The 25,209-nt window shown below is 34.5% G+C and carries 23 protein-coding genes; 7 read left to right on the top strand and 16 right to left on the bottom strand.

Annotated elements, in window-relative coordinates:
* Positions 1–122: 122 nt before the first annotated feature.
* Both ACQY56_RS06450 and thiC read right to left on the bottom strand, forming a co-directional pair.
* Entirely contained in the window at positions 123–1,271 is a 1,149-nt protein-coding gene (locus ACQY56_RS06450) for a P-loop NTPase (RefSeq protein ID WP_428737103.1), read from the bottom strand.
* Positions 1,272–1,299: 28 nt separating this feature from the next.
* Positions 1,300–2,676 carry a phosphomethylpyrimidine synthase ThiC gene (gene thiC, locus ACQY56_RS06445; RefSeq protein WP_428737102.1) on the bottom strand — a complete coding sequence of 459 codons (1,377 nt, stop codon included), beginning with the start codon at positions 2,674–2,676 and terminating at the stop codon, positions 1,300–1,302.
* 163 nt (positions 2,677–2,839) lie between these two features.
* Between thiC and ACQY56_RS06440 the strand changes: the two genes are divergently transcribed.
* The 5 genes from ACQY56_RS06440 to ACQY56_RS06420 all read left to right on the top strand — a co-directional run bounded on the left by ACQY56_RS06440 (position 2,840) and on the right by ACQY56_RS06420 (position 8,293).
* Positions 2,840–3,958 (top strand): bifunctional 2-C-methyl-D-erythritol 4-phosphate cytidylyltransferase/2-C-methyl-D-erythritol 2,4-cyclodiphosphate synthase, encoded by a 1,119-nt coding sequence (locus tag ACQY56_RS06440; RefSeq protein ID WP_428737101.1) that lies wholly within the window; start codon positions 2,840–2,842, stop codon positions 3,956–3,958.
* Position 3,959: 1 nt separating this feature from the next.
* The gene (locus ACQY56_RS06435; protein ID WP_428737100.1) at positions 3,960–4,847 is read left to right on the top strand and encodes a response regulator; all 888 of its coding nucleotides are present in this window, start codon (positions 3,960–3,962) and stop codon (positions 4,845–4,847) included.
* A complete protein-coding gene (locus ACQY56_RS06430) occupies positions 4,825–6,015 on the top strand; it encodes a sulfate adenylyltransferase (RefSeq protein ID WP_428737099.1) in 1,191 nt (396 codons plus the stop codon). The genes ACQY56_RS06435 and ACQY56_RS06430 overlap by 23 nt, the downstream gene beginning before the upstream one ends.
* Before the next feature lie 8 nt (positions 6,016–6,023).
* Positions 6,024–6,530 (top strand): phosphatidylglycerophosphatase A family protein, encoded by a 507-nt coding sequence (locus ACQY56_RS06425; RefSeq protein WP_428737098.1) that lies wholly within the window; start codon positions 6,024–6,026, stop codon positions 6,528–6,530.
* 143 nt (positions 6,531–6,673) lie between these two features.
* Positions 6,674–8,293, top strand: coding sequence for a right-handed parallel beta-helix repeat-containing protein (locus ACQY56_RS06420; RefSeq protein ID WP_428737097.1), 1,620 nt, complete (start codon positions 6,674–6,676; stop codon positions 8,291–8,293).
* Between the two features lie 56 nt (positions 8,294–8,349).
* On the opposite strand, the gene ACQY56_RS06415 is transcribed toward ACQY56_RS06420, so the two are convergent.
* The 5 genes from ACQY56_RS06415 to gdhA form a co-directional block, all read right to left on the bottom strand.
* Positions 8,350–8,748 (bottom strand): hypothetical protein, encoded by a 399-nt coding sequence (locus ACQY56_RS06415; protein ID WP_428737096.1) that lies wholly within the window; start codon positions 8,746–8,748, stop codon positions 8,350–8,352.
* A gap of 51 nt (positions 8,749–8,799) precedes the next feature.
* The gene (locus ACQY56_RS06410; RefSeq protein WP_428737095.1) at positions 8,800–9,555 is read right to left on the bottom strand and encodes a hypothetical protein; all 756 of its coding nucleotides are present in this window, start codon (positions 9,553–9,555) and stop codon (positions 8,800–8,802) included.
* 10 nt (positions 9,556–9,565) lie between these two features.
* Positions 9,566–10,657: an NADH-quinone oxidoreductase subunit I gene (locus ACQY56_RS06405; RefSeq protein ID WP_428737094.1), complete on the bottom strand. Its 1,092-nt coding sequence runs from the start codon at positions 10,655–10,657 to the stop codon at positions 9,566–9,568.
* A 65-nt stretch (positions 10,658–10,722) separates the two neighbouring features.
* Complete coding sequence (locus ACQY56_RS06400; RefSeq protein ID WP_428737093.1) at positions 10,723–12,525, bottom strand: mechanosensitive ion channel domain-containing protein; 1,803 nt, start codon at positions 12,523–12,525, stop codon at positions 10,723–10,725.
* A 7-nt stretch (positions 12,526–12,532) separates the two neighbouring features.
* On the bottom strand, positions 12,533–13,888 hold the full coding sequence (gene gdhA / locus ACQY56_RS06395; RefSeq protein ID WP_428737092.1) for an NADP-specific glutamate dehydrogenase: 1,356 nt from the start codon (positions 13,886–13,888) through the stop codon (positions 12,533–12,535).
* A 159-nt stretch (positions 13,889–14,047) separates the two neighbouring features.
* On the opposite strand from gdhA, the gene ACQY56_RS06390 reads away from it, so the two are divergent.
* Complete coding sequence (locus ACQY56_RS06390; protein ID WP_428737091.1) at positions 14,048–15,970, top strand: methyl-accepting chemotaxis protein; 1,923 nt, start codon at positions 14,048–14,050, stop codon at positions 15,968–15,970.
* A 3-nt stretch (positions 15,971–15,973) separates the two neighbouring features.
* Here the strand turns inward: ACQY56_RS06390 and ACQY56_RS06385 are convergent, their stop codons facing one another.
* Positions 15,974–16,345, bottom strand: a complete 372-nt coding sequence (locus ACQY56_RS06385; protein WP_428737090.1) for a hypothetical protein — start codon at positions 16,343–16,345, stop codon at positions 15,974–15,976.
* A 60-nt stretch (positions 16,346–16,405) separates the two neighbouring features.
* Between ACQY56_RS06385 and ACQY56_RS06380 the strand changes: the two genes are divergently transcribed.
* A complete protein-coding gene (locus ACQY56_RS06380; protein ID WP_428737089.1) occupies positions 16,406–16,804 on the top strand; it encodes a rhodanese-like domain-containing protein in 399 nt (132 codons plus the stop codon).
* A gap of 109 nt (positions 16,805–16,913) precedes the next feature.
* On the opposite strand, the gene ACQY56_RS06375 is transcribed toward ACQY56_RS06380, so the two are convergent.
* From ACQY56_RS06375 to ACQY56_RS06340, 8 genes are read right to left on the bottom strand one after another with little or no spacing between them, the layout of a single operon-like run.
* Positions 16,914–17,387, bottom strand: coding sequence for a hypothetical protein (locus ACQY56_RS06375; protein WP_428737088.1), 474 nt, complete (start codon positions 17,385–17,387; stop codon positions 16,914–16,916).
* Between the two features lie 44 nt (positions 17,388–17,431).
* A complete protein-coding gene (locus tag ACQY56_RS06370; protein ID WP_428737087.1) occupies positions 17,432–17,767 on the bottom strand; it encodes a transcriptional repressor in 336 nt (111 codons plus the stop codon).
* Position 17,768: 1 nt separating this feature from the next.
* On the bottom strand, positions 17,769–19,019 hold the full coding sequence (locus ACQY56_RS06365; RefSeq protein WP_428737086.1) for a cytochrome-c peroxidase: 1,251 nt from the start codon (positions 19,017–19,019) through the stop codon (positions 17,769–17,771).
* A gap of 12 nt (positions 19,020–19,031) precedes the next feature.
* Positions 19,032–20,387 carry a hypothetical protein gene (locus ACQY56_RS06360; protein WP_428737085.1) on the bottom strand — a complete coding sequence of 452 codons (1,356 nt, stop codon included), beginning with the start codon at positions 20,385–20,387 and terminating at the stop codon, positions 19,032–19,034.
* Entirely contained in the window at positions 20,368–21,282 is a 915-nt protein-coding gene (locus ACQY56_RS06355; protein WP_428737084.1) for a sterol desaturase family protein, read from the bottom strand. Before ACQY56_RS06355 ends, ACQY56_RS06360 begins: the two co-directional genes overlap by 20 nt.
* 2 nt (positions 21,283–21,284) lie before the next feature.
* Complete coding sequence (locus ACQY56_RS06350) at positions 21,285–22,364, bottom strand: imelysin family protein (RefSeq protein ID WP_428737083.1); 1,080 nt, start codon at positions 22,362–22,364, stop codon at positions 21,285–21,287.
* Positions 22,365–23,726 (bottom strand): di-heme oxidoredictase family protein, encoded by a 1,362-nt coding sequence (locus tag ACQY56_RS06345; protein ID WP_428737082.1) that lies wholly within the window; start codon positions 23,724–23,726, stop codon positions 22,365–22,367. It lies immediately after the preceding gene.
* 9 nt (positions 23,727–23,735) lie between these two features.
* The gene (locus tag ACQY56_RS06340; RefSeq protein WP_428737081.1) at positions 23,736–25,067 is read right to left on the bottom strand and encodes an imelysin family protein; all 1,332 of its coding nucleotides are present in this window, start codon (positions 25,065–25,067) and stop codon (positions 23,736–23,738) included.
* Positions 25,068–25,209 lie beyond the last annotated feature (142 nt).

Here is a 25,209-nt window from a genome sequence, read left to right as displayed (position 1 = left end):
TTTTCTCGCTCCAATGCTCCAGCGTTGGAGTGTATATATCTGTATTATAAAATTGTATTTGTGATTTTAGTTATTTGCATTCCAATGCAGAGCATTGGAACGAGCTATAACTTCTTGTACTTTTAGTGACAACCACACCCTGATTGCTCAGAAGAAGAGCTAGAAGAAGTTGAACAAGCACTTACACCTGGAGGTGTAGTTGGTTGTACTGCCGCATTATCAACACCACCTGTAGCATTGATATTTTCAATAAATGCCCAGATAGATTCAGCAGCTTGCATATAACGTTTTGCACTTTCACTAGAAGGTGCTACAAAACTTACAGGTTTACCTTCATCACCACCAGTTCTAATAGCTGGTTCTATTGGTACTTCAGCAATCACAGTAGTATCAAACTCTGTTGCCATCGGCTCAGAAGTCCCTTTACCAAAGATATCATACTCAACACCCGTATCTGGTGCAATGAAACCACTCATATTTTCAATAACACCCGCAATTGGAATATGTAATTTTTTGAACATATCAAGTGAGCGACGAGAATCATCAAGTGAAACTGTTTGTGGCGTAGTTACAGTTAGACCTGCAGTTACAGGTACACTTTGCGCTAAAGTAAGCTGTGCATCACCAGTTCCTGGAGGCATATCGATAACAAGTACATCTAACTCTGACCATAAGATATCACGTAAAAATTGCTCTATCGCTTTCATAATCATCGCACCACGCCAGATGAGAGATTGCCCCTCTTCCATAAGTGAACCCATAGACATCATCTCAATACCATAGGCTTTAATTGGAAGTACTTTATTTCCATTTACTTCTGGTTTAATATCACTTACACCAAGCATACGAGGAGCATTTGGACCATAGATATCTGCATCAAGAAGTCCCACTTTTTTACCCATTTTTGCTAAGCTGATTGCAATATTTACAGATGTAGTTGATTTTCCAACTCCACCTTTACCTGAACTTACCATCAAAAAGTTCTTTACTTGTGGAGCGATATTTTTACCACGAGAAGAAGATTCTCTTGGCATTACAGGTGCTTTAATGTTAAGAGCAACATTTGCTGCCCCTACTCTTTTTAACTCTGTTGTAGCTTCATCTGTAATTTGAGCAGCTACTTCTGGAGCTGATGAAGTTATATCTATAGTACAACTTACATCTGAACCATTAATTACAATATCTTTTACAAATCCAAAAGTTACGATATCTTTGGCAAAACCTGGATACATAACTTTTGAAAGTGCTGATTTTACAATTTCTTCATTCATTGTTATATATTTTCCTTTTCTAAAATTTTTAATGAGCTTCCGCTAATTTCGCTTCTTCGGCGATTTTTGCAATAGCTTCTGGATTTTCCATAATGTTTTGTGTAATTTTATAAGAACAAAATTTAGGTCCACACATAGAACAAAACTCCGCCTCTTTAAATACATCTTGAGGAAGGGTTTCATCATGGTACTCACGTGCACGTTCACTATCAAGTGCAAGTTCAAACTGTTTTTCCCAGTCAAATGCATAACGTGCATCACTCATCGCATCATCTATATCACGAGCACCTTTACGTCCACGTGCAATGTCAGCAGCATGAGCAGCAATTTTATATGCGATAATACCTTCACGAACATCCTGTGCATTTGGAAGCCCTAAATGCTCTTTTGGTGTTACATAACAAAGCATAGATGCACCATGCCATCCACCAACAGCAGCACCAATAGCAGAAGAGATATGATCATATCCTGCCGCGATGTCAGTTACCAGTGGTCCTAAGATATAAAAAGGAGCCTCATGACAATATTCACGCTGGATTTTCATATTACGCTCAATCTGATTGAGTGGAACGTGTCCAGGACCCTCAATCATAACTTGAACATCTTTTTCCCAAGCACGAAGTGTAAGTTCCCCTAGAACTTTTAACTCACCTAACTGTGCATCATCTGAAGCATCAGCTAAACAACCTGGACGTAAAGAATCCCCAAGTGAAAGCGAAACATCATATTTACGACAAATATCTAATATCTCATCAAAAGCTGTATAAAACGGGTTTTCTCTATGGTAGTGCATCATCCATGCAGCCATCAATGATCCACCACGAGATACAATTCCCATCTTACGTTTTGCAACTTTTGGCATTGTTTCAAGTAAGAAACCTGCGTGAATTGTAAAATATGAAACACCTTGTTGTGCCTGACGCTCTAATACTTCAAGCATTACATCTATACTTAAGTCTTCAATTTTATTATTTACATCATGAAGAATCTGATAAATCGGCACTGTACCTATTGGTATCTTAGAGTTTTCAATAACCGCTTTTCTAATTTCGTCAAGATCACCACCAGTTGAAAGATCCATTGCCGTATCAGCTTTATAATGTTGCGATACTTGCACTTTTTCTATTTCGCCTTGAATATCTGAAGCTATTGCAGATGAGCCAATATTTGCATTGATCTTACATCTTGCTGCTAGACCTATCGCCATCGGTTCTAATGAAGTATGATTCACGTTTGCTGGAATTATTAGCCTTCCACGTGCTATTTCACTACGAACTAATTCAGGAGATAAATCTTCGATTTTTGCGACATAGTCCATCTCTGGTGTGATTATGCCTTTTTTAGCGTAATACATCTGTGTACGAACAGAATCATTTTCACGCTCTTTTATCCATGAAGATCTCATAGCCTCTCCTAGTTTTTCATCATTATATATTGGAAATATAGTCAAATAAAGTTAATTTAACCTAAAAAAATTTGTAAAAAGAGGGGAATAATCGTCTTGTTTAAGATTTAAAAAGTTTTTGATGTGTATAATTTCGTAACACTTTTATAGATCAGGAGACAAATTGTCAAATTTGACACTTGTATTACTTGCTGCTGGAAACTCCACTCGATTTGAGATGGAAGTTAAGAAGCAATGGTTACGTATAGGTGAAAAACCTTTATGGCACTACGTTGCTCAAAGTTTTGAAAAATTACAAAACTTTGCACAAATTATTATTGTTAGTTCTGCGCAAGACCTTGTTTTTATGAAAAACTATGCCTCTTACGAGTTTGTAGTTGGTGGAGACACAAGGCAACAATCACTTAAAAATGCACTTATAAAAGTACAAACTGAGTATGTTTTAGTAAGTGATATTGCTCGTTCTTGTGTAAATGCCTCTTTTTTGACAACTATCATAGATGCTAAAGGTAATGCTGACTGTATTGTCCCTTACCTACAAGCAACAGACACTATAGTGTATGAAAAAGAAACTATTGATAGAGAGAAAGTTAAACGTGTTCAAACACCTCAACTCTCAAAGACAGATGTTTTACGAAAGGCACTAGAAACATCCCAAGAGTTTACTGATGAAAGTAGTGCTATTGTAGCTGCTGGAGGTACTAGAGAGTTTATTTTAGGCGATGAAGATGCGCATAAGATTACATATATTGACGATCTGAAAAAGATTCCTTGTTTACAACCACCCACAACAGATATCTTGAGCGGAAATGGTTTTGATGTACATGCATTTGATACACAAGGTGAGATGTGGCTTGGTGGTGTAAAAATTGAATCTGATTTTGGATTTAAAGCACATAGTGATGGAGATGTTGCAATCCATTCTTTAATAGATGCACTTTTAGGAGCTGCAGGAATGGGAGATATTGGTATGATGTTTCCAGACAACGATGAACAGTATAAAGGGATAGATTCCAAAGAACTATTACATCATGTTGTGACAAAGATCAATAACTTTGGATATCTGATTGTCAATGTTGATCTAACTATTGCAGCTCAAACACCACGTTTAGCAGAGTATAAAGATCAAATGCGCAAAACTCTTGCATCAGTGATGCAAATTGAGACATCAAAAGTCAATATAAAAGCAACAACCACTGAAAAACTTGGATTTATAGGTAGATCTGAAGGTGTTGGCGTTTGGTCAAACGCAAATTTAAAATATTTTAATTGGATGAATTAAATTGAAGATATTAATTATTGAAAATGAAGTGTATTTAGCACAAAGTATAGCTACAAAGCTTGGTGAACTCGGTCATGTTTGTGAGATGTGTACCTCTACAAAAGATGCTATAAGAGGAAACAATTATGATGTGGTTCTTCTTTCTACAAATATTAATGGGCAAGATTTCAATCCTGTTATTGAAACATTTAAAAACTCTATTGTTATTTTAATGGTTTCATATATCAGTAATGATACTGTTTCAAAACCACTGAGTGCTGGGGCAAAAGATTACATCTTAAAACCTTTTATGATCGAAGAGTTGGTTAGAAAGATAGATCATTACCAAGACTACGAAAGACTTAAAAAGCGAAATGAAGCATATGAAAAATATCTTGACCACGCTTTTGCAAGTGTAAAGAATGAAATTAGTCTAGAAAATGTTGAATTACCACTCTTTATCTCTTCAAATTTTCAAAAATTTGCAGATGCTTTTGCTTTTGAATACGCTAGAAGACAAAACCTACCTATACAATTTGTAACACTCAGTGATCCAAAAGCACTCAGTGAGATAGAAAATCTCCCACAAAACAGTATAATTTATCTTATTGACTATCAAACGTTGAAAAAAACTGATAAAAAAACTTTTTGTGATTTAATTGCCAACAAAAAAGCAATCATATCTTCAACAGATAAAATTGATGATGTGCAACATAAAGTTATTGAGATCAAAAGTGAAAGTAATGTTTTTGACAAAAATGAAATATTACCAATTGAAGACTATGTTAAATACATTGTTTTAAATTATCAAGATAAATATCCTGACACGGAACTCTCAAAAAAATTAGGTATCAGTCGTAAAAGCTTATGGGAGAAGCGAAAGAAATATGACATCATCAAGAAAAAATAAAACACTTTATATTGACAAAGAGGCAGCCTCTGCGCTAGAACTTGTAAAAGATGGTCTTTTACTCCCTGTAACAAAACTGATGAGTGAAGCAGAATCACAAGAGGTTCTGCGTACAGGTCTCATTGATGGTAAAACTTTCCCTTTTCCATTTATCTTAGCACCTTCAGGAAAAAAGAACGAAGAAATTATCAAATCTTTAGAAGTTGGTGAAGAGATAGTGCTTCTTTGTGATGGTGTTGAATATGCAACATTAAAAGTTGATGAAGTATTTAAAATTGATCCAAAAGAGCGTGTTAAACAGATATATGGAACAGATGATCTCTCCCACCCAGGCGTTTTAGCTACTATAAAAAGACTCGGAAACTTTGCGATTTGCGGTGAATATGAATTACACAATCATCCATTTAACGAATCAAAAGAGCGTATCAAAGAGGCTAAAGAGATTATAGAAGCAAAACATGTAAGCTCATTAGTAATGGCAGCAAATCCTCTGCACCGTGCACATGAAAAACTTATTCGTCAAACTTTAGATGGTACCGACTTACTTGTAATATTTTTGCTTAAACCATATGACAATGCAAATTTGAGTTATGAGATTAGAAAAGAGTCTTTAGAGTACTTTATAAACAACTATCTTCCTAAAAATAGAGTTTTAATAGTCCCTTTAGAAAACAGTTATATCTTTGCAGGATACAATGAGATAATTATCGATGCTATTGTTGCAAAAAACTATGGATGTGATAGACTGACAATTGGACGAAATCATGCTGGTCTTGGGATGTTTTATGATTGTAACTCAAACAAATCAATTGTAGATAGAGTAACTGGTATAGACTTAGAGATCACCGTAGCAAGTGAATATGTATACTGTAATGAATGTCGTACACTTGTGAGTAAAAATACATGCCCACACGGACAACATCATCAAATCTCATACCATTCAGACTCTCTTTTAGAGCTTTTAGAGTATGGTCTTTTACCACCAGCTGTACTTATCCGTAAAGAGATATCATCGTTTATTCTCTCAAAACAGTTTCCAAATAGATTTAAAAATCTTGAAAAACTTTACTACGATACTTTTCCTGTAACTGGTTTGCTTGAAGAGCATACAGAAAAAGATTTTTATCTTGAACTTATGAAGTTGTATCAAACAACTTCTTTAACATAAGGAACTTAATGAATTGGTTTTTTTTAACCTTAGGATACAGTGGACTCTCTCCAAAAGCACCAGGTACTGTTGGAACTCTCGTATCATTACCATTTGGGATAGCTATACTTATCTACTTTGGTGCAAGTACTCTTTTTTTAGCAACTCTTTTAATCTCAGTTATAGCTATTAAAGTTATCAACAACTATGAAGAAAGTTCAGGTATCCATGATAACCAACAAATCGTTATAGATGAACTTGCAGGGATGTGGTTTGCACTAAGTGTTGCCCCTGCTATACAAGTAGGCTTCGATCAAGTTCTCACTTTAGAAAATGGTTTTTTAATCCAAGCACTGCTTTCTTTTGCTCTTTTTAGATACTTTGACATTACAAAACCTTCAATCATTGGGAAAATTGATAGAGAAGCTAAAGGTGGAATCGGAGTAATGGGCGATGACATCATCGCTGGTTTTGCAGCAGGAATCTCATCTGCACTGCTGTGGCAAGGGTACTTAAAACTAATTACTCTTTTTTAATTAAACTAGGTTCCCAGCGATTTAAATAGGAAGCCATTGACAATCTAAAAAAAACATATTAAAATGAAAAGCAATCACTTAAGAGGGTTATTATGTCAATTAGAAATTTGTTAAGATTAAAATGTCAATCTAAGCTTTTGTTCATGTCTTTTTTTATCAGTACTATTATTTTTTCAGGTTGTGGCACAGGGGAAAATTCCAATGAAGCCACTCAAAGAAGTACACTCAACAATTTCTCTTTAGCAGTAGGAATTGTCGAACCATCTCTTGGGTCAATACTTGGCAATGGTATTGATACATCAATTCCTACAACCCCTACAAATTGGCCAACTACAGAATCAGTAGGATACTACTATATCGATAACACTCATCCTGACGCTACAGACAGTAGCAATACCTATGGTTATCCTGATAAGCCACGGATATCAATTCCAACACAGCTTATAGCTGGTAGTGTTGTGGAGGTACATGGTGGTCCTTATAGTGGAAACAAATCTTTCGTCTTTAATGGGAATGCAAATGAACCTATATACGTTTATGGTGTTGGAAACCCTAAATTGAGTGGAAGTAGTGTTACTAAAATTCAAATGAGTGGAAATTATGCTCTATTTGAAGGTTTTGATATTGTTGGTGGACGACTGGTTACTTCTGAATTATCTAATGCTATCATTAGGAATCTTGACATTGATGGTCAATCAAATGTTAATCTTCAAAATGGTGTTTCTTTAGGAGGAAATAATATTGTAGTGACCAATATTATATCTCATCATCATCAAGGAGATGATAAACATGGACTTACCATTGTGAAAGGAAGTGAGAATATCTGGGTGCTAAATAGCCAATTTCATCATAATGGTGGAGATGGTATTCAGTTTTGTCATGGTTGCTCCGACAACCCACCACGAAATATTTACATAGGTCATAATACTGCCTATGGAAACCGCGAAAATGGATTTGATTTTAAGTATGGAGAAAATATCATCCTTTCATCTAACATAGCTTACAATCATCAAGCAACTCAAGCAGGTGTTGAGTTTTGCTATGATGACAGCTCTGGTTGTACAACTGGAAGCAGTGGTTCAGATGGTGCTTCAATTGTCATCGGATCGGATGGTGCTCCTCAAAATTTTTGGGCAATTGGCAATGAAGTTTACGCATCGGCAAATGGAATTCGTATTGAAGAAGTTTGGAATGGTTATCTCATTAATAACATTATTCATAACGTCGATGCTTATGGAATCCAAATGGAAAAATCTGGAGAAGGTCCAGTTACCATCGCCCACAATACTATTTATGATACTCCAACCTGCCTCAGTGGTCCTTGGCAAGGTGGATTGCTAACTACAACTATCGAAAACAATATTTTTGCACAATGTCCCACTGCTTGGATTGTTTATGATCAAGAAGAATCTGCGAACAATGTAACAATCACTAATAATCTTTTCTATAATAGTGGTGGGTCAGGCATCATTAAACTGCAAAATGATAGTCAAACACATTCAACAGCTTCATCGATTAACAATCAGGTTAATGGTGATGGTAATTTCATTGCCAATCCGCAATTCATCTCTACTAGTGAGGGGAATTTTTCACTTAATTCTGGAAGCCTAGCAATCGATACTGCAACTGACAGTTACTTGACATACCAGCAAGATTTTACAGCTGACTTTAGCAACAATGAGAACATTTTACAGGACTTTTTAGGAACACTTCGTCCTCAAGAAGAAAATTTTGATATTGGAGCCCTAGAATATGTGGAGTAGCTTCTCATCGAGAAGCTCACTTTTTCTTATAACCTTTATATAATTTATAATGTGCTTTAGTCATTTACTACTCGATAATCTTTAAACTTGCCAGAGTCATCTAACCAGATAAGAAGCCATTCCGAATCAATATTCATGAAACTATCTCTTTGTGGTCCGAGGTAATAAACCATATCTTTATCAATTGATTTAAAGTATACTGTTTCTAATGACTTGCCAAGTAAATCCTCAATCTCATTTTTTGTTTTATTAGGTAAGACATTTTCCACTAGGTCTTTTAGCATTTTTTCTCTTGCGCTTATAGAATTATTCTTTGACTTGATAGATGACTCATTTTGCCAGACAATAGAATCAAATTTTTGCATATCCGAACCAGCTGGAAGTTTATTTGTCCGTGAACATCCAGATAAAATAATTAAAACCAATACTAAAAATATTTGAGTGTGTTTATACATGTCTATCCACATAGCTATTTATTCAACAAATATAACAAAATTACAATCTTTCTATTTGATTAAACTGTAAGCTTTATTTGTAAGTTTTTCTAGCAAATCATCATAACTTGTATAACTATTTCCTAGTTCATTTGCACGTTTTTTAAGAGCTGAAAATTGTTTTGTGTTTTTCATATCAAAGTTATTTTTTGCAAGTTGTGTAACCATTGAGAGATCATTGAACTCTGAAAAATCAAGCACAGCATCAAAGCCAGAAAAATCAACTTCCATTCCAGTTGCTATTCTGTTTATGTCAGCATCACTGATTTCAATTTCCTCAGTAAATGTCAAAAGCTCTTCAAGGTTATCATTAAAATAACTTACATTAAAACCACAGGCTAAAAATGAGAATGCTTTTGAATAATGATTTGTTCCAATGATTGCGATTTTTGAAGCATATATATCTTTTAAGTGTTCGCTCAAAACTCTTATAGAGAAAAGGCAACCTCTAAGTTTGTTTTCTTCTCTATAGATGATGTCACACATCCCACTGCGTTTAACTAATGATGAGGCATCGTCAAGAATTTCTACCACTTCAGTTACATACTCACTTGAAATCACTGCACCATTAACATGAGAGTTTTTCATATTACTCACTGTAAAGTACAAATCATCTGGGCGAATATTCATAGGAATTATCATTACATCATCGCTATTTTCTTTAAAAAGTTTGTTTATAAGTGCGCAAAATCTACTCACCCCTGCATGTTCACCAATATAACCAAATAGTTTTGTCTCTACAGAGATTTTATTGTCATTATTCATCATTGTCTTTATCCTATTTTATTCCCCAAAGTGCTTTTGCTTCTTCATCCTCAATTTTGCATCTATGACACAACTTGTCATCTGAGTTTGCACTAAAAACAGCACCACATTCATCACATCTTTTTACTTGGAAGCGGATCAAGTTCACAACTTCCGGCTCAAAAAACTCTTTGATTTTATAAGAGCTTGAAAGTGTTATAGCATTTGGTTCACACACATCATGACAGATATTACATTTGATACATACAAATGGATCAAAGTCAATCTTAGAGTTTTTCATATCAGAACTTAGTGCTCCTGTTGGACAAACTCTGTAACACATTTGACATGCACTACACGTCTCTTCGTTCATCAGCTTTTGCGAAGTAAAACTCACTTCTGTCGCATCTATAACATGAAAAGTTGATGGTTTTTCAACCCTTTTGATTGCGGTAAAAAATATCTTTCTTTTTTCAGGGATGATCTTCTTTCTTAAAAGTGCAATATCTGTTTTTTGTAGATTATGCTCAACAATTTCATCTGTTGCTTTTTGCACCTCATCTTGAAATGACTTTCGAGCCTTTGCAACTGTTTTTAGATTGAGCGTATTTAAAAACTCTCTTCTATCTTTATATGTTTGCTTTTGATTTTCATACTTCACATCTTGCATTGTGATAACTGCATCACTTTCTATCGCTTCTAAGATATATGACACCTCTTCAAAACTCTCTTCTATTTGTTTTTTGCAAGTTGAAGCTATCTCACACTCAGCACAATGTCCCATATCAAAAACAAGCTCTTTTTTTAATACAGCTAGTGAGATAAGATGTTCAACACTCAGTGCTGCAATACAAGGGACATTTTTTCTACAAGAGATAAGTGAATCTTGCTCTTGCATAAAGTTAAAGAAAAACTCTGTAGGAGAAAACTCATCAAGTGCTAGTGCTTCACTTGGACACACTGCCCCACAAGCTCCACATGATACACACTCTGAAAAATTAATAGCTGGTAAGGTATTGCCCTCTTGCATTTTAATAGCATTTGTTGGACAAGCTAATTCACATCTGTTACATTCACTCTCAACACTGAGTGAACGAACACAAAGACCTGCATTTAACTTTAACATTTTCTCTCTTTATGTTTTTATTTGAAAGTGCAAATCTTAGCATAAAATGCTAAAATCAAAATTATTTATTTTTCTTGATACACAGAGAGTGATGGGAACGCAAATTCTAAAGAGTTTTGCTCTAAAATTTTCATAATTTTTTGCATTACATCCTCTTTTGTTTTAAGCCAATTTTCCCACTCAACAGATTTCGAAAAACAATATACCAATATATCTATGCTTGATGAAGAAAATTGATCCATATACACAAGCAGTGTTGTTCTTACACCTTCTAAATCTTCCTTTGAAACTAACTTGGTCATATCTCTATGTATATATTCATACTTTGTATGTGGTGTTGCGATATCTGGATGATTGTGTAACATCTCTCGTATTTGTATTACTGCATTTTGAATATTTTCAACTTTAGAGTTGTATTTCACACCAATATTCATCTTGATTCTTCGACCAACTTTTCTTTTATTCCAGTTTTTTACCTCTTTGGATGCAAAAGTACCATTTGGTATAGCAATCAAAGCATTATCAAATGTTCTTAGTGTTGTTACACGTAAACCTATCTCAACAACAACACCCTCTTTATTTTCTATCTCTATCCAATCTCCTTGAGAAAAAACATCTGAAAATAAAACTGAAATAGTTCCAAAAAAGTTTGAGATTGTATCTTTAGCTGCAAATGCAAGAGCAAAACCACCAATTCCAAGACCAGAAAGAACCGCTGTAAGATCAACTCCGGCAAAATACAGAGCAAGTAAAAGACCTATAATCAGTATAATAAAGTTTACAATTTTAATACTCACATTGATAACATCTTTTCTCACATTTGTACTACTAGTATCAAGTGAACTTAGTTTTATAGCTGCGACTGTGTTTACAATGATATAAAAGATATAACTTCCATAAAGTCCATAGACGATGTTAAACGATCTTGCTACAAACTCTACTGAACTAAAATTATTGTAAAGATATATAAGTAGATTTATATTTATAACAACAAAAAGTGTATCGATTGGACGCACTAATTTGATAATGATTTTTTCTGCATATGCTCTTAAAAAAGGGATTTTATATAAGATTTTTTGTAGAAAAATAAGTGTAATTTTTCTTAAAATGTAAACAAAAACACTTATGAAAATCATCATCAAAAGTTTAATAATATCTACGCCATACTCTTCAAGTGCTGAATTTATACTCCTAATGACTTCAAAAGAATCTATCTCAAAAGCGATTTGACTCAAATGAAGATTTGCATACTTGTTTAATCGGTACATTTTATCTTTAAACCTAAACAAATAAACAATTAAATCTTTATTGAGTTCCAAAATTGCATAATACTCTTTTATATTCTCTTGCAACTGTGTAACTACTTTTGAATTTGGCTCCCAAGAGAGGTACTCTTTGTAGTTTGTGTTATTTATTTTGGTTACATCTTCTTGATTTTGATTTATATATTGTGCAAGTTTTGTTTCATATGCTTCAAAACTAGACTGATCTAAAGCAAGAACAATATCTTTAATCATTTTGCCTTGTAAGTTTAAAATCTGATATGACTTTAGTTTAACCTCATCTCGCAATACTGCTGTGGAGTTTCCAACTCGTTCATTGATTGTGATAACTTTTTCTAAAGAGAACATCTCTTTTTCATATTTTTCATACCCTTTGATAAATTTTGTTTTATCTGAGAGTAAATTTTGTAAAGCCACATGGTAAAGTTTAGCTTCATTTTCTATAGTCTGCTTAATCTCATCTTCTGAGATGTTTACATCATTTAATTTATAATAGTTTTGTAGTTGCGCATCGATAAACTTTGTATATGCAAATGAACTACTTACTAAAATAAATGTTGTTAAAATAAAAAACAGTTTTTTCATACTTTGTCTATATCCCCTCTGCAATCATCGCATCTGCTACTTTTTTAAATCCAGCAATATTTGCACCATCAACATAGTTCCCTTCAACTCCATAATCTTTTGCGGTTAAAGCTACCCTTTTACAAATCATCTCCATAGTCGATTTTAGTTTTTCATCAACTTTTTCAAAACTCCACCTGCTCATAGAAGCATTTTGACTCATCTCAAACTCACTCACAACAACTCCACCAGCGTTAGCGGCTTTAGCAGGTGCAAAACAAATTTTATGGGATTGTAGTAGATCAATCGCCTCTGGAGTTGATGGCATATTTGCTCCCTCTGTTACACTTACACAACCATTTTGAATAAGATTTTGTGCATCTATCTCTGTAAGTTCATTTTGTGTTGCACATGGAAAAGCAGCATAACATGGTATATCCCAAACTGCATGTCCACCCTCAGGATACTCTTCTATAGGGATATACTTCGCTTCTGGATGTGTTTGTAGATACTTTTCTAACGATTCTCTTTTTTCGAACTTCATCTCTTTTAATAGTTCTAAATCTACTCCTCTTGAATCATAAATAGTCCCTCCAGAATCTGAACAACTCACAGGCAGTGCTCCAATTTGTAAAAGTTTTTCTATCGCATGGATAGCAACATTTCCAGCGCCACTCACTGTACATATTTTCCCTTCAAGTGTGTCTTTTGATTCCATTTCTAACATACTTTGTGTGAAATAGATTACTCCATATCCTGTCGCCTCTGGACGCATAAGTGAACCACCAAAGAAAAAAGGTTTTCCTGTAAAAACTCCTTCATAGCGTGAAGTTATTTTTTTATACTCACCAAAAAGATACCCTATCTCTCTACTACCAACACCTATATCTCCAGCCGGAACATCTATACACGGACCTATATATTTATGAAGTTCAATAATGAATGATTTACAAAACTTCATAATTTCAGAATCACTTTTACCTTTTGGATCAAAATCACTACCACCTTTTGCACCACCAATTGGCAAACCTGTAAGGGCATTTTTCAAAATCTGCTCAAACCCTAAAAACTTCAAAACACCCTCATTTACAGATGGATGAAAACGAAGTCCCCCTTTATATGGTCCTAGTGCATTATTGTATTGTATACGGTATCCAGTATTGACTTGAATTTGATTATTATCATCTAACCATGTTACTTTGAATTTTATTGTTCTATCTGGTACAACTAGACGTTCTAAAATGGAATACTTCACATACTTTTTATCTGATTCAAGTAGAGGTGCTATAGAGTATATAACCTCCTCCATTGCTTGATAAAAAACATTGTTTTCAGCACAGTTTGGATTTTCAAATTTTTGTATTTCTGTTTCTACAAATCCCATTTTAATCACCTTGAAATTATCAATTGTTAATAAATATTTTTTATACCATCAATTGTATCACAAAAGAGAGTTTTTTTAAAAAATTCAATTTTTTTTAATCTTAAAATCTCTTTGTATGTGTTAGAATGATAATATAAAATAAAAAAAGGTGGGATGGAAATGTTCAAAAATTTGAGTATCAAACAAAAAATGAACTACCTCATTGCAATAGCGACTATTGCAATTTTAGCTGCAACAGCATTTGTATTTTTTGCTATGAGTGTTATCGATAAAGATTATGAAGAACTTCATAAAAGTTCACTTCAAGCAGGACTTTTAACTTTACAGATAGAAAAAAATATGAACTATGTTAGTAGAACAGATAGAGCTGTTATGCTTGGTGGCGATCATGATGCTGATGTTCAAAGAATTAAAGACACTATAGATCAAATTAAAGCTGACTTTGACAAACTTGATAAACTGCTTCAAAATGACTCTTCGTATGAACTCTCAGTCAAAGCAAAAGACTCTACACTTATCTTTTTAGATAATGCATACGCTATGATTTCCTCACTGACACTTGATGAAATTGACAACTCAAAAGCAGAAATATATGCAAAGTATAGAAAAAATCTTACACCTTATGCAGTAGAAGCTAGAAAATACTTTAAAGAACTTGCAAAGATGAGACAAGAGAAACTTATGCAAGATTCTCAAGATATGCAAAATAAAATATCTTTCTTTAAATATTTTGTATTTATCGCAGGAATATTTGTTGGTGTAGTGGTACTCATGGCAGCAATTTTCATTAGAAAATCTATCACCTCTGGTATTGAAGAATTTACTGAACTGATTACATTCTCATCAAACGGTGACTTTTCACATAAATGTAATGTTGATCCAAATACACAAACAGAACTTGGCATCATGGGGAACCACCTAGCTGAACTCTTAGAACATGTACAAACACTCATAAGTGAAATCAATATCACTATCACAAATGCATCTCAAGGAGATTTTTCAAAACCTATCTCTTCTGAAGGTCTTAAAGGTGAATTTATCCTAGCGATTGAAAGTGTTGCAAAAAGTATAGAGTTTATGAAAGAGCAAAGCAAAAAAGTAAAACGTGATGCACTTAACTCTAAACTCAGTGTCAAAAGTACCAATGTTACTGAGTCTCTAACACTTATCCAAACAAATTTAAAAACAAATATTGAGAATCTTAAAGCTGTAACTTCATCTACAAAAGAAGCATCTAGTCTTGCAAACGATTCACGTGAAAATATCGCATCAGTTGTAAGTGAGCTCCATACTCTTCACGAACAAGTAACGATGAACAATGGAAGTATCGAAGAGTTAGCATCACAAACGAGTAGCATCACTACTGTTATTGATCTTATCACTGATATTGCCGATCAAACAAACTTACTTGCACTCAATGCTGCTATCGAAGCTGCTCGTGCAGGTGAACATGGGCGTGGATTTGCTGTTGTTGCTGATGAAGTTAGAAAACTAGCTGAGCGTACACACAAAGCTACAAGTGAAATCTCTGTATCAATCAAATCATTACAGCAAGGTATGAATGAGATTCAAGAGAGTTCAGAAGCTATGAAAATAACTGTTGATGAATCAACAGAAAAAATTGGGGCATTTGAAGATACCTTGATCGAACTCAGCTCTAATTCATCTAAAATTGTTGACCAATCATACTATATGGAAAACAGTTTCTTTATCGTCCTTGCAAAAATCGATCATATCCTTTACAAAGCGCGTGCATACAACTCACTTATTACACTCAAAAAAGTGCTTGAGCCATCTTCTCACCATGAATGTAATCTTGGTAAATGGTACGATGGTGAAGGTAAACGCAGATTTGGGACTACTACAGCATATGCAAAAACTGAAAATGTACATGCACAAGTTCATGAAAAAGCAAATGCAAACCTTGCATATATTGATCTTCCAAATGCAGAACAAAAAGTACTTGAAGATGAAAAAGTACTTATAGAGAGTTTTGAGAAAATGGAAGAAGCATCACATGTTCTATTTAATCTACTTGACAGTATGCTTGTTGAATCACATGGGGAAAATGGGGTTCAATAATCTTTATACATCCCAGTCTTTATACTTGGACTGGGTATGTTTATCTTTTTTATAACGGCGCGCATTTTTACTCTTATCGAGTTGATTTGAAGCGTAGGTAACCTCTTCTTTTATTTTTTCTATATCTTCATCACTCTCTTTATAGGCGATAATTTTTTTTACCAAAGTTTCTAAATCTTGAAGTTCACCTTTGTACAACTGTGCCTCTTCTACTCTATTTAAAAGTTTTAAGCCGTTATCTACTTTTTTTATAAACGTTTCTTTGGAGAGTTCTTCACTGTTTGCAAGATACGAGTTTATACTTTTATGAAATCGCTCTAATGCTCTTATATATCGTAATCTATTTGCATTATCTATTGCTTTTTGAGAAGCCACTAGTATTATCCTGTTTCTATTTATGGTTATAATTATACAATTTTAATTTGGAGATAAAAATTGAAAAAGATTTTTTTACTACTTACTTTTTTTACACTTTCACTTTTTGCAGAGTATAAAAGTCAATATATTACAAAAGAACTTGTGGATTCAAAAACACCTATAGTAGATATAAGAACACCACCAGAATGGAAGGAAACTGGTCTTTTAAAAGGTGCTATTCCCATTATGTTCTTCGATCAACGTGGTGGTTACAATATAGATCAGTTTTTAAAAGAGTTAAATGCAAAAGTTGATACGAAAAAACCTTTTGCCATCATCTGCCATACAGGTAACCGCACATCTTTAGTTGGACCTTGGATGGCACAAAAATTAGGCTATAATGTCATTAACCTTCAAGGGGGAATGGATTACGCTACAAAAGGTTTAAAACTCCCTACATATCCATATAAACCATGAAAAACTTTCTAAAGTTTTTAGTCGCTTTTACACTCCGGGTAACGATTGTTTTTGGAGTAATCGCCCTTTTAGTTTTTTTACTTTGGGGCTTGTTGTACCTTATCTTCTATTAAAGAAGCGACTTTATAACGTTACTTACACCTTGATGTAGGTTGTAGTTTGCTATTGGAAAATCAAGTGCTTCATTTTCTAAGTTGACACTATAGTTACTGAGATAACTTCCTAACTTTTCAAGGTCAATTGACTCATATCTTTTACACTCTTCAACATTTAGTTTTGTTCTGAGAAGTTGCCCTGCCTCATTTGACTTTGCCAAAATAAAAACCAACATCTTTAGCGATACAAAATCACTCCACTCTAAAAACAACTCAGGTGTTAAAATATCTATCTTTTTACCTTGTGGATCAAATAAAATATTCCTATCTCTAAGTGGAATCAAAACAGACAATATTGCACTACTAAATGGACCAACTTTTTCACTCCAAAATGGAGATTCATTTCGCGTTTTTAGTTCTTCTTCTATCTCTTGAACAATCTCTTCAAGCGACGCATTAGCAAATAGAGTATAAGTTGATTCTTTCATAGCACCTTCTTTTTTGTAATGATACAATTATAATCTGAATTTTACTATTCTATCTCACTTTGCAAAACTTCTACCTCATCACAGTCAATATCTATTTTTAAAAGATACCCTTTAGGGATTTTATTGACAACTATTACAAGTTCTAACTCTTCAAAAAATTTTAGGTGACGAAATACAGTAGCACATCCCGCACCAATTTTCTCCTTTTTTAACTCTTTAGAGATAAACTCTGCACTTACAGGATAGTTCTGTGTATGCAAAATTTTAAGTATCCGTTCACGTTGATCCGAATAATGGAGCCTATTTTTTTTTATATAATTATAAATAACTAAACGAAATTTATTTAAGCTCACTCGCTTTTTAGCATTTATATACAACATTTTAGTTTCCTAATTCACCCTCTGGAGCGAGTTCTGGTAAAAGATTTTCATATCGCTGATCTGTAAGTGTTCGTAAAAATGCTTCAAGGGCTCGTATCTTTGCATCACTTAATGCTGCAGTGTCATGAAGTATTGTTGTATTGATCGTTGTATTATGATCATTTGCTCCCCAAATCTCTTGTGTTTCTGGATTAATTGGATGATTACCTTGACCAGCCATATGATCATAAAACTCTAACACTGTACGCAATTTTTTAAACTGTCCATTATTCATATATGGAGCTGTTATTGCAACATTTCGTAAAGTAGGAACTTTTGTTTTTCCATAATGTGTAGAATCATTTACAGTTTTACCAAGTCCTAAAAATGTTGCATTTTCATCTTGAAGCCCAAGGTAAGCACGTCTATCCATTGCTGTAATATTTCTAGGGACACCAATATTTTCAAATTTAAAGTTTGTAAAGGATTCCTCTGTACGATCAGTTGGCGTTTCATTAAGTGTATGACACTGTGAACAGTTTGTATTTCCCTCTGAAAAAAACAGATCAAACCCTAGCTGCTCTTCAATACTCCAGTTTCCTTCACTCAAACATGTACTTGTAAAACCACCGTTATCTTTACACGCTCGATATCTATCGTATTTAGAATCAAATGGTGCAAATTCTTCTGTTTTTTCATACTTTGCTATAGCTTCACGCATCGCTTCATAAGATTCATTCACATCATCAAATATATCTGTGCCATAAAGCTTTTCAAAATCCTCTATATACTCTGTATTTTCTTTGATACGATTTATAATAGAAGCTTTGTCACTCATCATCATTTCAGCACTATCAAGTGGCGGACGACCTGCTTGATCTGCTAAATTACTTGCTCGTCCATCATGAAATTGCCCACCTTTATACTCGCCATCATAAAGCCCAAATTCTGGAGAAAGTTGTGCATACGCAGCAGTTGGAGCATTTCGCCCACCAAGACTTACACCATCATCACCAACTGAAAATGCTCCATCAACAAAAATATCTTGATCTACACCTTCGTTTGCAAATCGAGCATCTACAAAACCATGTTCTGGATCGTGACAAGTTGCACATGAAGTTCCACGATTAAGTGAAAGATTTGTATCAAAAAAAAGTTTCTCTCCAAGCTCCTCTTTAGTAATACTTGTTGTTTGTATATCTGAACTTTCTCCACTACCACAACCATTAAATAATATAGCTACAACTACTATTGATATTGTTAAAAATTTCATCCTCGTCCCTTTTTAAAAAATAAATCCCAAAGAAAGAGCAAATGAGTTTTCATCAGCAAGTTTTGCATGTGTGGCATAATTTCTTGTTTTATAATCTGCTTTTAACGCAACACGTGGGTCAGGATAATAAGTTACACCTCCTGTATACTCAAAAAAACGGTTATTATCTACATACTGTGTTTTTCCAGAAGCATCCATATCTAAACGCTCCACTTCACCAACAACGTAAAGTCGTCCATACCCTTGCATCAGTGTAAAAATATCATAACCCACTGTAAGGTATTGTCCGTTCACCCTATTACTTATACGATCATAATCTCCATTTGTATCTGCAGTCGTGTTTCCAGATAACTGTGCATAATCTCCTCCAAGTGCACCAAATGTTGCAAGAGCCTTAATATCAAAACCATTATTTTTATATGATGCATGTATCTCAGCCATCGTTATTGTCACTTCTGCATCACCGCTATGCCCTGTTGAAGTCCCTGGTTTTGATTCCTCAGCTATGCTTGAATTTCCATACATAAATGATCCACCCACATTTAATCCTTCTATTACATCATAAGAAAGACGTGCTACAAAAGAGAAGTCATCACTAAACTGACGTGCACCTAAACGCCCTTGTTGTATAAATGTTCCCTCAGTAAATCCACCTGCATCCACAGAAGTTACAACACCTGCATAATATTCAAAATCATCCATTGTTCCATGAGCTAAAATACCGTTTGTATGCCAAGTAGAAGGGATGATAAGTGTCTCAACTGCTGGACGACTTGATGTTAAGTATGCTGTTGGTTCATGATTTAGATTTGTAAGTCCCATAGGTGTTAAAATATGTCCTACACGTATGTTGAAACTTTGATCAAGTAAAAAATCCAAATATGAGAACTCTACGATTGCATACTTATAGTTTTTCGTATTGTCACTTCGTGCACCACCATCTTCAAACTCTATCTCTGTATTCATAATGACATACTCATTAAACTTATAGCCAAAGTAAGGAACAAAACGTACGATGTTAAACTCCCCTTTATTACGTGTAGCGTTTGCTGTATCATCTGAATAATTTTTAAAATCTATATATTTTGTATATTTGTATTCACCATAACCACCAATACTCAAACCATCCTCTGCATAGTAAACTTTCGAAGCTGCCCCACCCATAGAACTAAAACTATCATACTTGTTTGTATCTTTATAATTTTTTTGACTAAGTTCATCTAAAATAGCCTCATTTGTAGATGTCTGTTCAGACTTCATCTGTTTAATCTCTAATTTTAGATTTTCTATCTCTTGTGCTAACTCATCGTTTGTAGCACCAAATACAAGGGCATTTGCTGCCACTAAACTAAGCAATATTTTTTTCATTATAAGTTCCTTTTTTTAAATTTATCTCTTTCATAATTGTCTTTAACGGCTCAAGTAACATCTCTAAAACCGTTGTATGTTTTATATCTGCACCAAAATCAAGTTTTGAATTTGATTGCGTTACATAGTATGTTTTAAATATCTGATCCCAGACACTTAAAACAGACCCATAATTTGTATTTATACTCTTTTTTGCATGGTGTAGTTGATGAAGAAAAGGGGATATAATCAGCTTTTCAAAAACCCCATAACGTAAAGGAATATGACTATGACGTAGATTACTCCCTGCTAAACCAAACAAAAAGGTAATTACATTAACACCCAGTATCTCTACTACACCTATACTTGCTCCAAAAAGATATATAAATACCCCTGTAACAAAACCAACACTAAGTGCATATCGCAACCCAAACAAAATATTTTCGATAGGATGCACTCTGTAAAATGTCAAAGGGTTTAATACCTCTGCTGAGTGATGCACTCTATGAAATTTCCAAAGTAATGTGCTCTCATGCATCCATCTATGCAGCCAATAGCGTGTAAAATCATTAATCAAAAAAATACTTATAGTATATGTTGCAATCACCCCTATCTGTGCTGTATCCAAATGTAAAAAACCAAATTGCTTCTGCATAAAAAATGTAGTTTGCAAAGCTACATCTTTAGAACTGAGTATTAAAGGAAAGATAACTCCTATTTTGATTGCACTAATCACTATAAAATAGAGGTAATCCATTTGAGCTGAAGTATGCCAAAGCACACTTTTTGAAAAGTAAGTTTTTGTCTCTGGATATACTCGTGTATATATAAGTGCAATCAAAAGAGCACTTAATATATATATCCAATAAACCCGCTGTGTTGCATTTAAAAAATACTCAAATCCCAAGTACTGCATTGCTAGTCTCCATCCGCCTCAATGATATCTTGCTTGAAATTAAGAGCATTAATAAGTGCTGTATAATCATTTTGCAACACATAAGCTCCATTATAAAGTTGTGCTATTTTTTCATCATCAAGATCACTCTCTATAGGCTGAGAAAAACTCTCACAAAGTGTTAAAAGATACTCTATTTGCTCTTGAATTGCATCTGCTTCGGAAGTTGCACTCCCTAATGTAGCGATCTCATAAAGCCCATTGTTCAATACATCTTGATGTGTTTGTATAATCGCTTTGATCGCTTCAAGTGAACTTAAAGAAGCGTAATACTCAAAGCGTGTAGAATCAGGATCATTTTTATACTTTTGTGTAAGTCCTCCTGGATCACCTAAACGCCACTCTTTTAAGCGGTTACTTGATATAGCAAGCCGATTTAATAAAATAGTAATAGCGTTGTCATCATCTTCTAAAAACGTTGTATTATTTTCATAAAAATCTTGAATAATCAAAAGCTGTGTAGCAATATTTTCAATCATAATTTTCATGGCTTCCATACGTCTTGTATCCATCTTTGCAAATATTTCTGTGGAGCTTTCTTGATCTCCATAAAGCGTGTATATTAAACCTGTAAGACTTTTATACGCATTTTTATAAAGTGCATCTTCAATCGCTGTTGTATTGTTTGAGTCTAAAATGTTTGCAAGTTCATTTAAAATAGGCTCTTTTCTATCTATATCTCCTGCGCTAAATGTTTCTACGTATGCAGGAATATCCGTCATAGAACTTTGTAGTTTTTCAGCAACATAAAGTGCTTCAACTCTTTTATATGCAAGTATAAGTTCTTGTGTTTTTGTCTGTAATGCTTCAAAATTATCCAAAGAACTATTTGCATCATCTGTTAATGCAGATACTTCCAAAGCGAGATTGTACGTTGTATTTGCATCATTTTGCACGATCGTATATATCGATTCAACTGCTGCACTCACATCCACATTTTCACTACTTTTAAGCCCATGTATTCCATCATAACTATTTTCACCGCCACACCCTTGGAGCATCAACCCCAAAAATAGCAACAGTCTTAAAACCACATCTCTCATCTATATCCCTTTTAAAAACTCTATAAGAGCGTCTCTGTCTTGTTTAGTGAGTTGTTTAAATGCCTCGTTTTGAGTTTTTGCTTCACCGCCATGCCAAAGGATAGCTTCTGCAACAGTTTTTGCACGTCCATCATGTAAAAGATTTAACTTCCCTGAAACCTTTTCATAAAGCCCGATTCCCCAAAGTGGAGGGGTGCGAAACTCATTTGCTTCAGCTAAAAATATTGTGTGTCCATCACTTAATTGTGTCCCCATATCGTGAAGTAAAAAGTCACTATATGGATGGATTGTTTCACCTGTTTTTGTTATAAAACTCGAAATATGACACTTTACACACCCCAACGCGTTAAATATCTCCTGACCTTTTTCAAAATTACTCCCTTTTCTTTGTGCAGGTATTTTTAAAGTTTCGAGATAGTATGTGATTGCATCAATTCGATCCATTGGAAGATCAAACTCTCCACGCCCTTTTGGAGCTTTTAAACACTCCTCTTGTTTATCCGTACAGTTATCACCTGGATACAAAGGGTTTGAAAGCCCCATATCATTATGTGCCGCATTTGCTACTTGCTGTTTTACACTTGCGGCTGCTGCTTTCCAAGTGTAACGCCCAAGCTGAGTAGTATTTGTTTCAGGGTTAAATACCCAATTTGCCTTGCCTGAAATCCCATCTTTGTTTGTATCAGTAATATCTTCATTTTTTAGAATCTCTTGTGTATCAATCGCTTCTATAGCATTTAGTCCGATCAAAGCCAAAGCGATATGGGGTGCGACATTGACATCTTTTTGCATATCTCCATATTGCAAACTTGTAAGCTTATAATGTGGCTGATGCAAAGTAAAGAGCTCATTATCAGCGTATTTACCCTCTATCTGTGTATAGGAGATTGAAACACTTCCTTCATACTTCACATCACTTGTTCCATTGAAACTAAGCTGTCCACCATATGTAGGTTCTGGAACAAATCCATTTCTCATTATCAAGCTATTATTAAGGTTTTTTGTAAAAGGAATTGACAAACGCATTACCAAAGAGCGATCTATCTCCCCATTTTCTTTTTGTGCTACTCCTGCACCATTATTTGTATGACAATGTTTACAAGTGTTTGCAGAAAACAAAGGTCCTAAACCATCTCTAGCAGTAGTTGCAGAGGGAGCTTCTACCCAAGGGATAGAAAAAAAACTCCTCCCAAGGATGCGATAATCTTCATCTTCATGGGAGAGTTTTACTGCTTGAGCAAAAGCATGTTTACTCTGATCTTTGGTATATACAGCAACACTTTGTTCTTGTGATGAAGTTTGTGAACTACACCCACTTACTACCAAAGCAAGTAGTGCTATATGCAAAGATTTTTTTAACATAATATTACCTTACTCTATCACTGTTTCATCAGGATCAGTGACATCATCTTCCGTAAGACTAATACCAAAATCAGCTGCTACATCTACCATCTCATCGCCTAAGTCGCGCATAGAATTTTTTGTATCTACTATATTTTGACGATAAGAGCTACCAGATTGAATCTGATAATCAAAATGCTCAGTTGCTGCTGCTGTATCTATAGCATCTACACCAGTATCTATCGTTTCAATTAAAGTATCTACCTCAGCTTTTGTTGAGCTACTTAAAAGCGAATAGAAACTTGTCCCTTTTGATGTCCCTTTTGGGTACTCACCTTTTATGATATTTCTAAAACCTTCATAGTTTAGAGTAATATCCCTATGTGTATTGTCTGAAAAACATGAGTGTTCATCCTCTTCACTTGGAGTAAGAACTGCAACTGCCATACGCTCATTTGCTAATTCAGATTTTATAAACACTCCTAAACCTGCAAATATTTGTGTTAATGCTTCATCAGCATCTATAGCATTTGTACCTCCACCCAAAAGTGCTTCACGGTAACTTCCAGTACCTGAAGTCCAAGCATCTACCATACTTTGAAGATCATCAACCATAAGATCAGCAGCAGCTTGTAGATATGCTAAACGACGATCAGCATTTGCAGCCGAGGTAAAGTCTGTAAGTGGACGTTGTCCAGCTACTAAAGCACCATTTGTTACAGTATCTGCAACAAAAGAGTTATAATCTTGATCTTGCCCCCAAAGTAAAAACTCGATTGAGTGATAACCAGTTGCAACATTTGCATCACCACCATTTTCATTTAAAGATGCTAAAGCCTCTTTTGTGATAGTAGTAACATTTACCTCAGTTGCTTCATCACCACTTGGAGTAAATACACCAGTAGTATCTATAATATTGCCACTTGTCGTGCTACCATCAGCTGCTGTTGTATAGTCGATCATATTTTCATCTAACGGCCAAGCATTTAACTGACCTTCTGGTGCACCAAATGTTGCCCCAAAACCTTCTTCTGCATCAATTGGACCCTCTGAAAGGCGAAATGCTTCTGTCGTTCCATAAGACTCACGTGCAGTAAGCCACGCTGCTTTTGCAGCATCAAAATTTGTTTGTGTTGGAGTTGTTACAAAAGTATTAATTGCCGTTTGTAAAGCTTCTGCATCACTCAATGCATCCGTATAATTTGCAAGAGCTATATCTGCATACGTAGTTAAAACTGCTTTTTTCTGAGCAGCTGTTATACCTGCATCCTCACTAGAAGAATCACTTCCTCCACCACATCCACTAAACACGAGTGCAACTACTAAGGTTGTTGCTCCTATAAACTTTTTGTCCAATTTCATCTTTTTTTCCTTGATATTGATATTGATTATCGAAATACTACCAAGAAGAACCTTTAAGAAAAATTATATTGATAATCGTTATTAATTTTATATTAAGTTTTGATAATGATTTTCAACATTATTGACAAAGTGGAACATTTTT

The organism is Sulfurimonas sp. (genome assembly GCF_050296975.1).
Lineage (GTDB): Bacteria > Campylobacterota > Campylobacteria > Campylobacterales > Sulfurimonadaceae > Sulfurimonas.
This window is presented reverse-complemented; position numbering and strand designations above follow the sequence as displayed.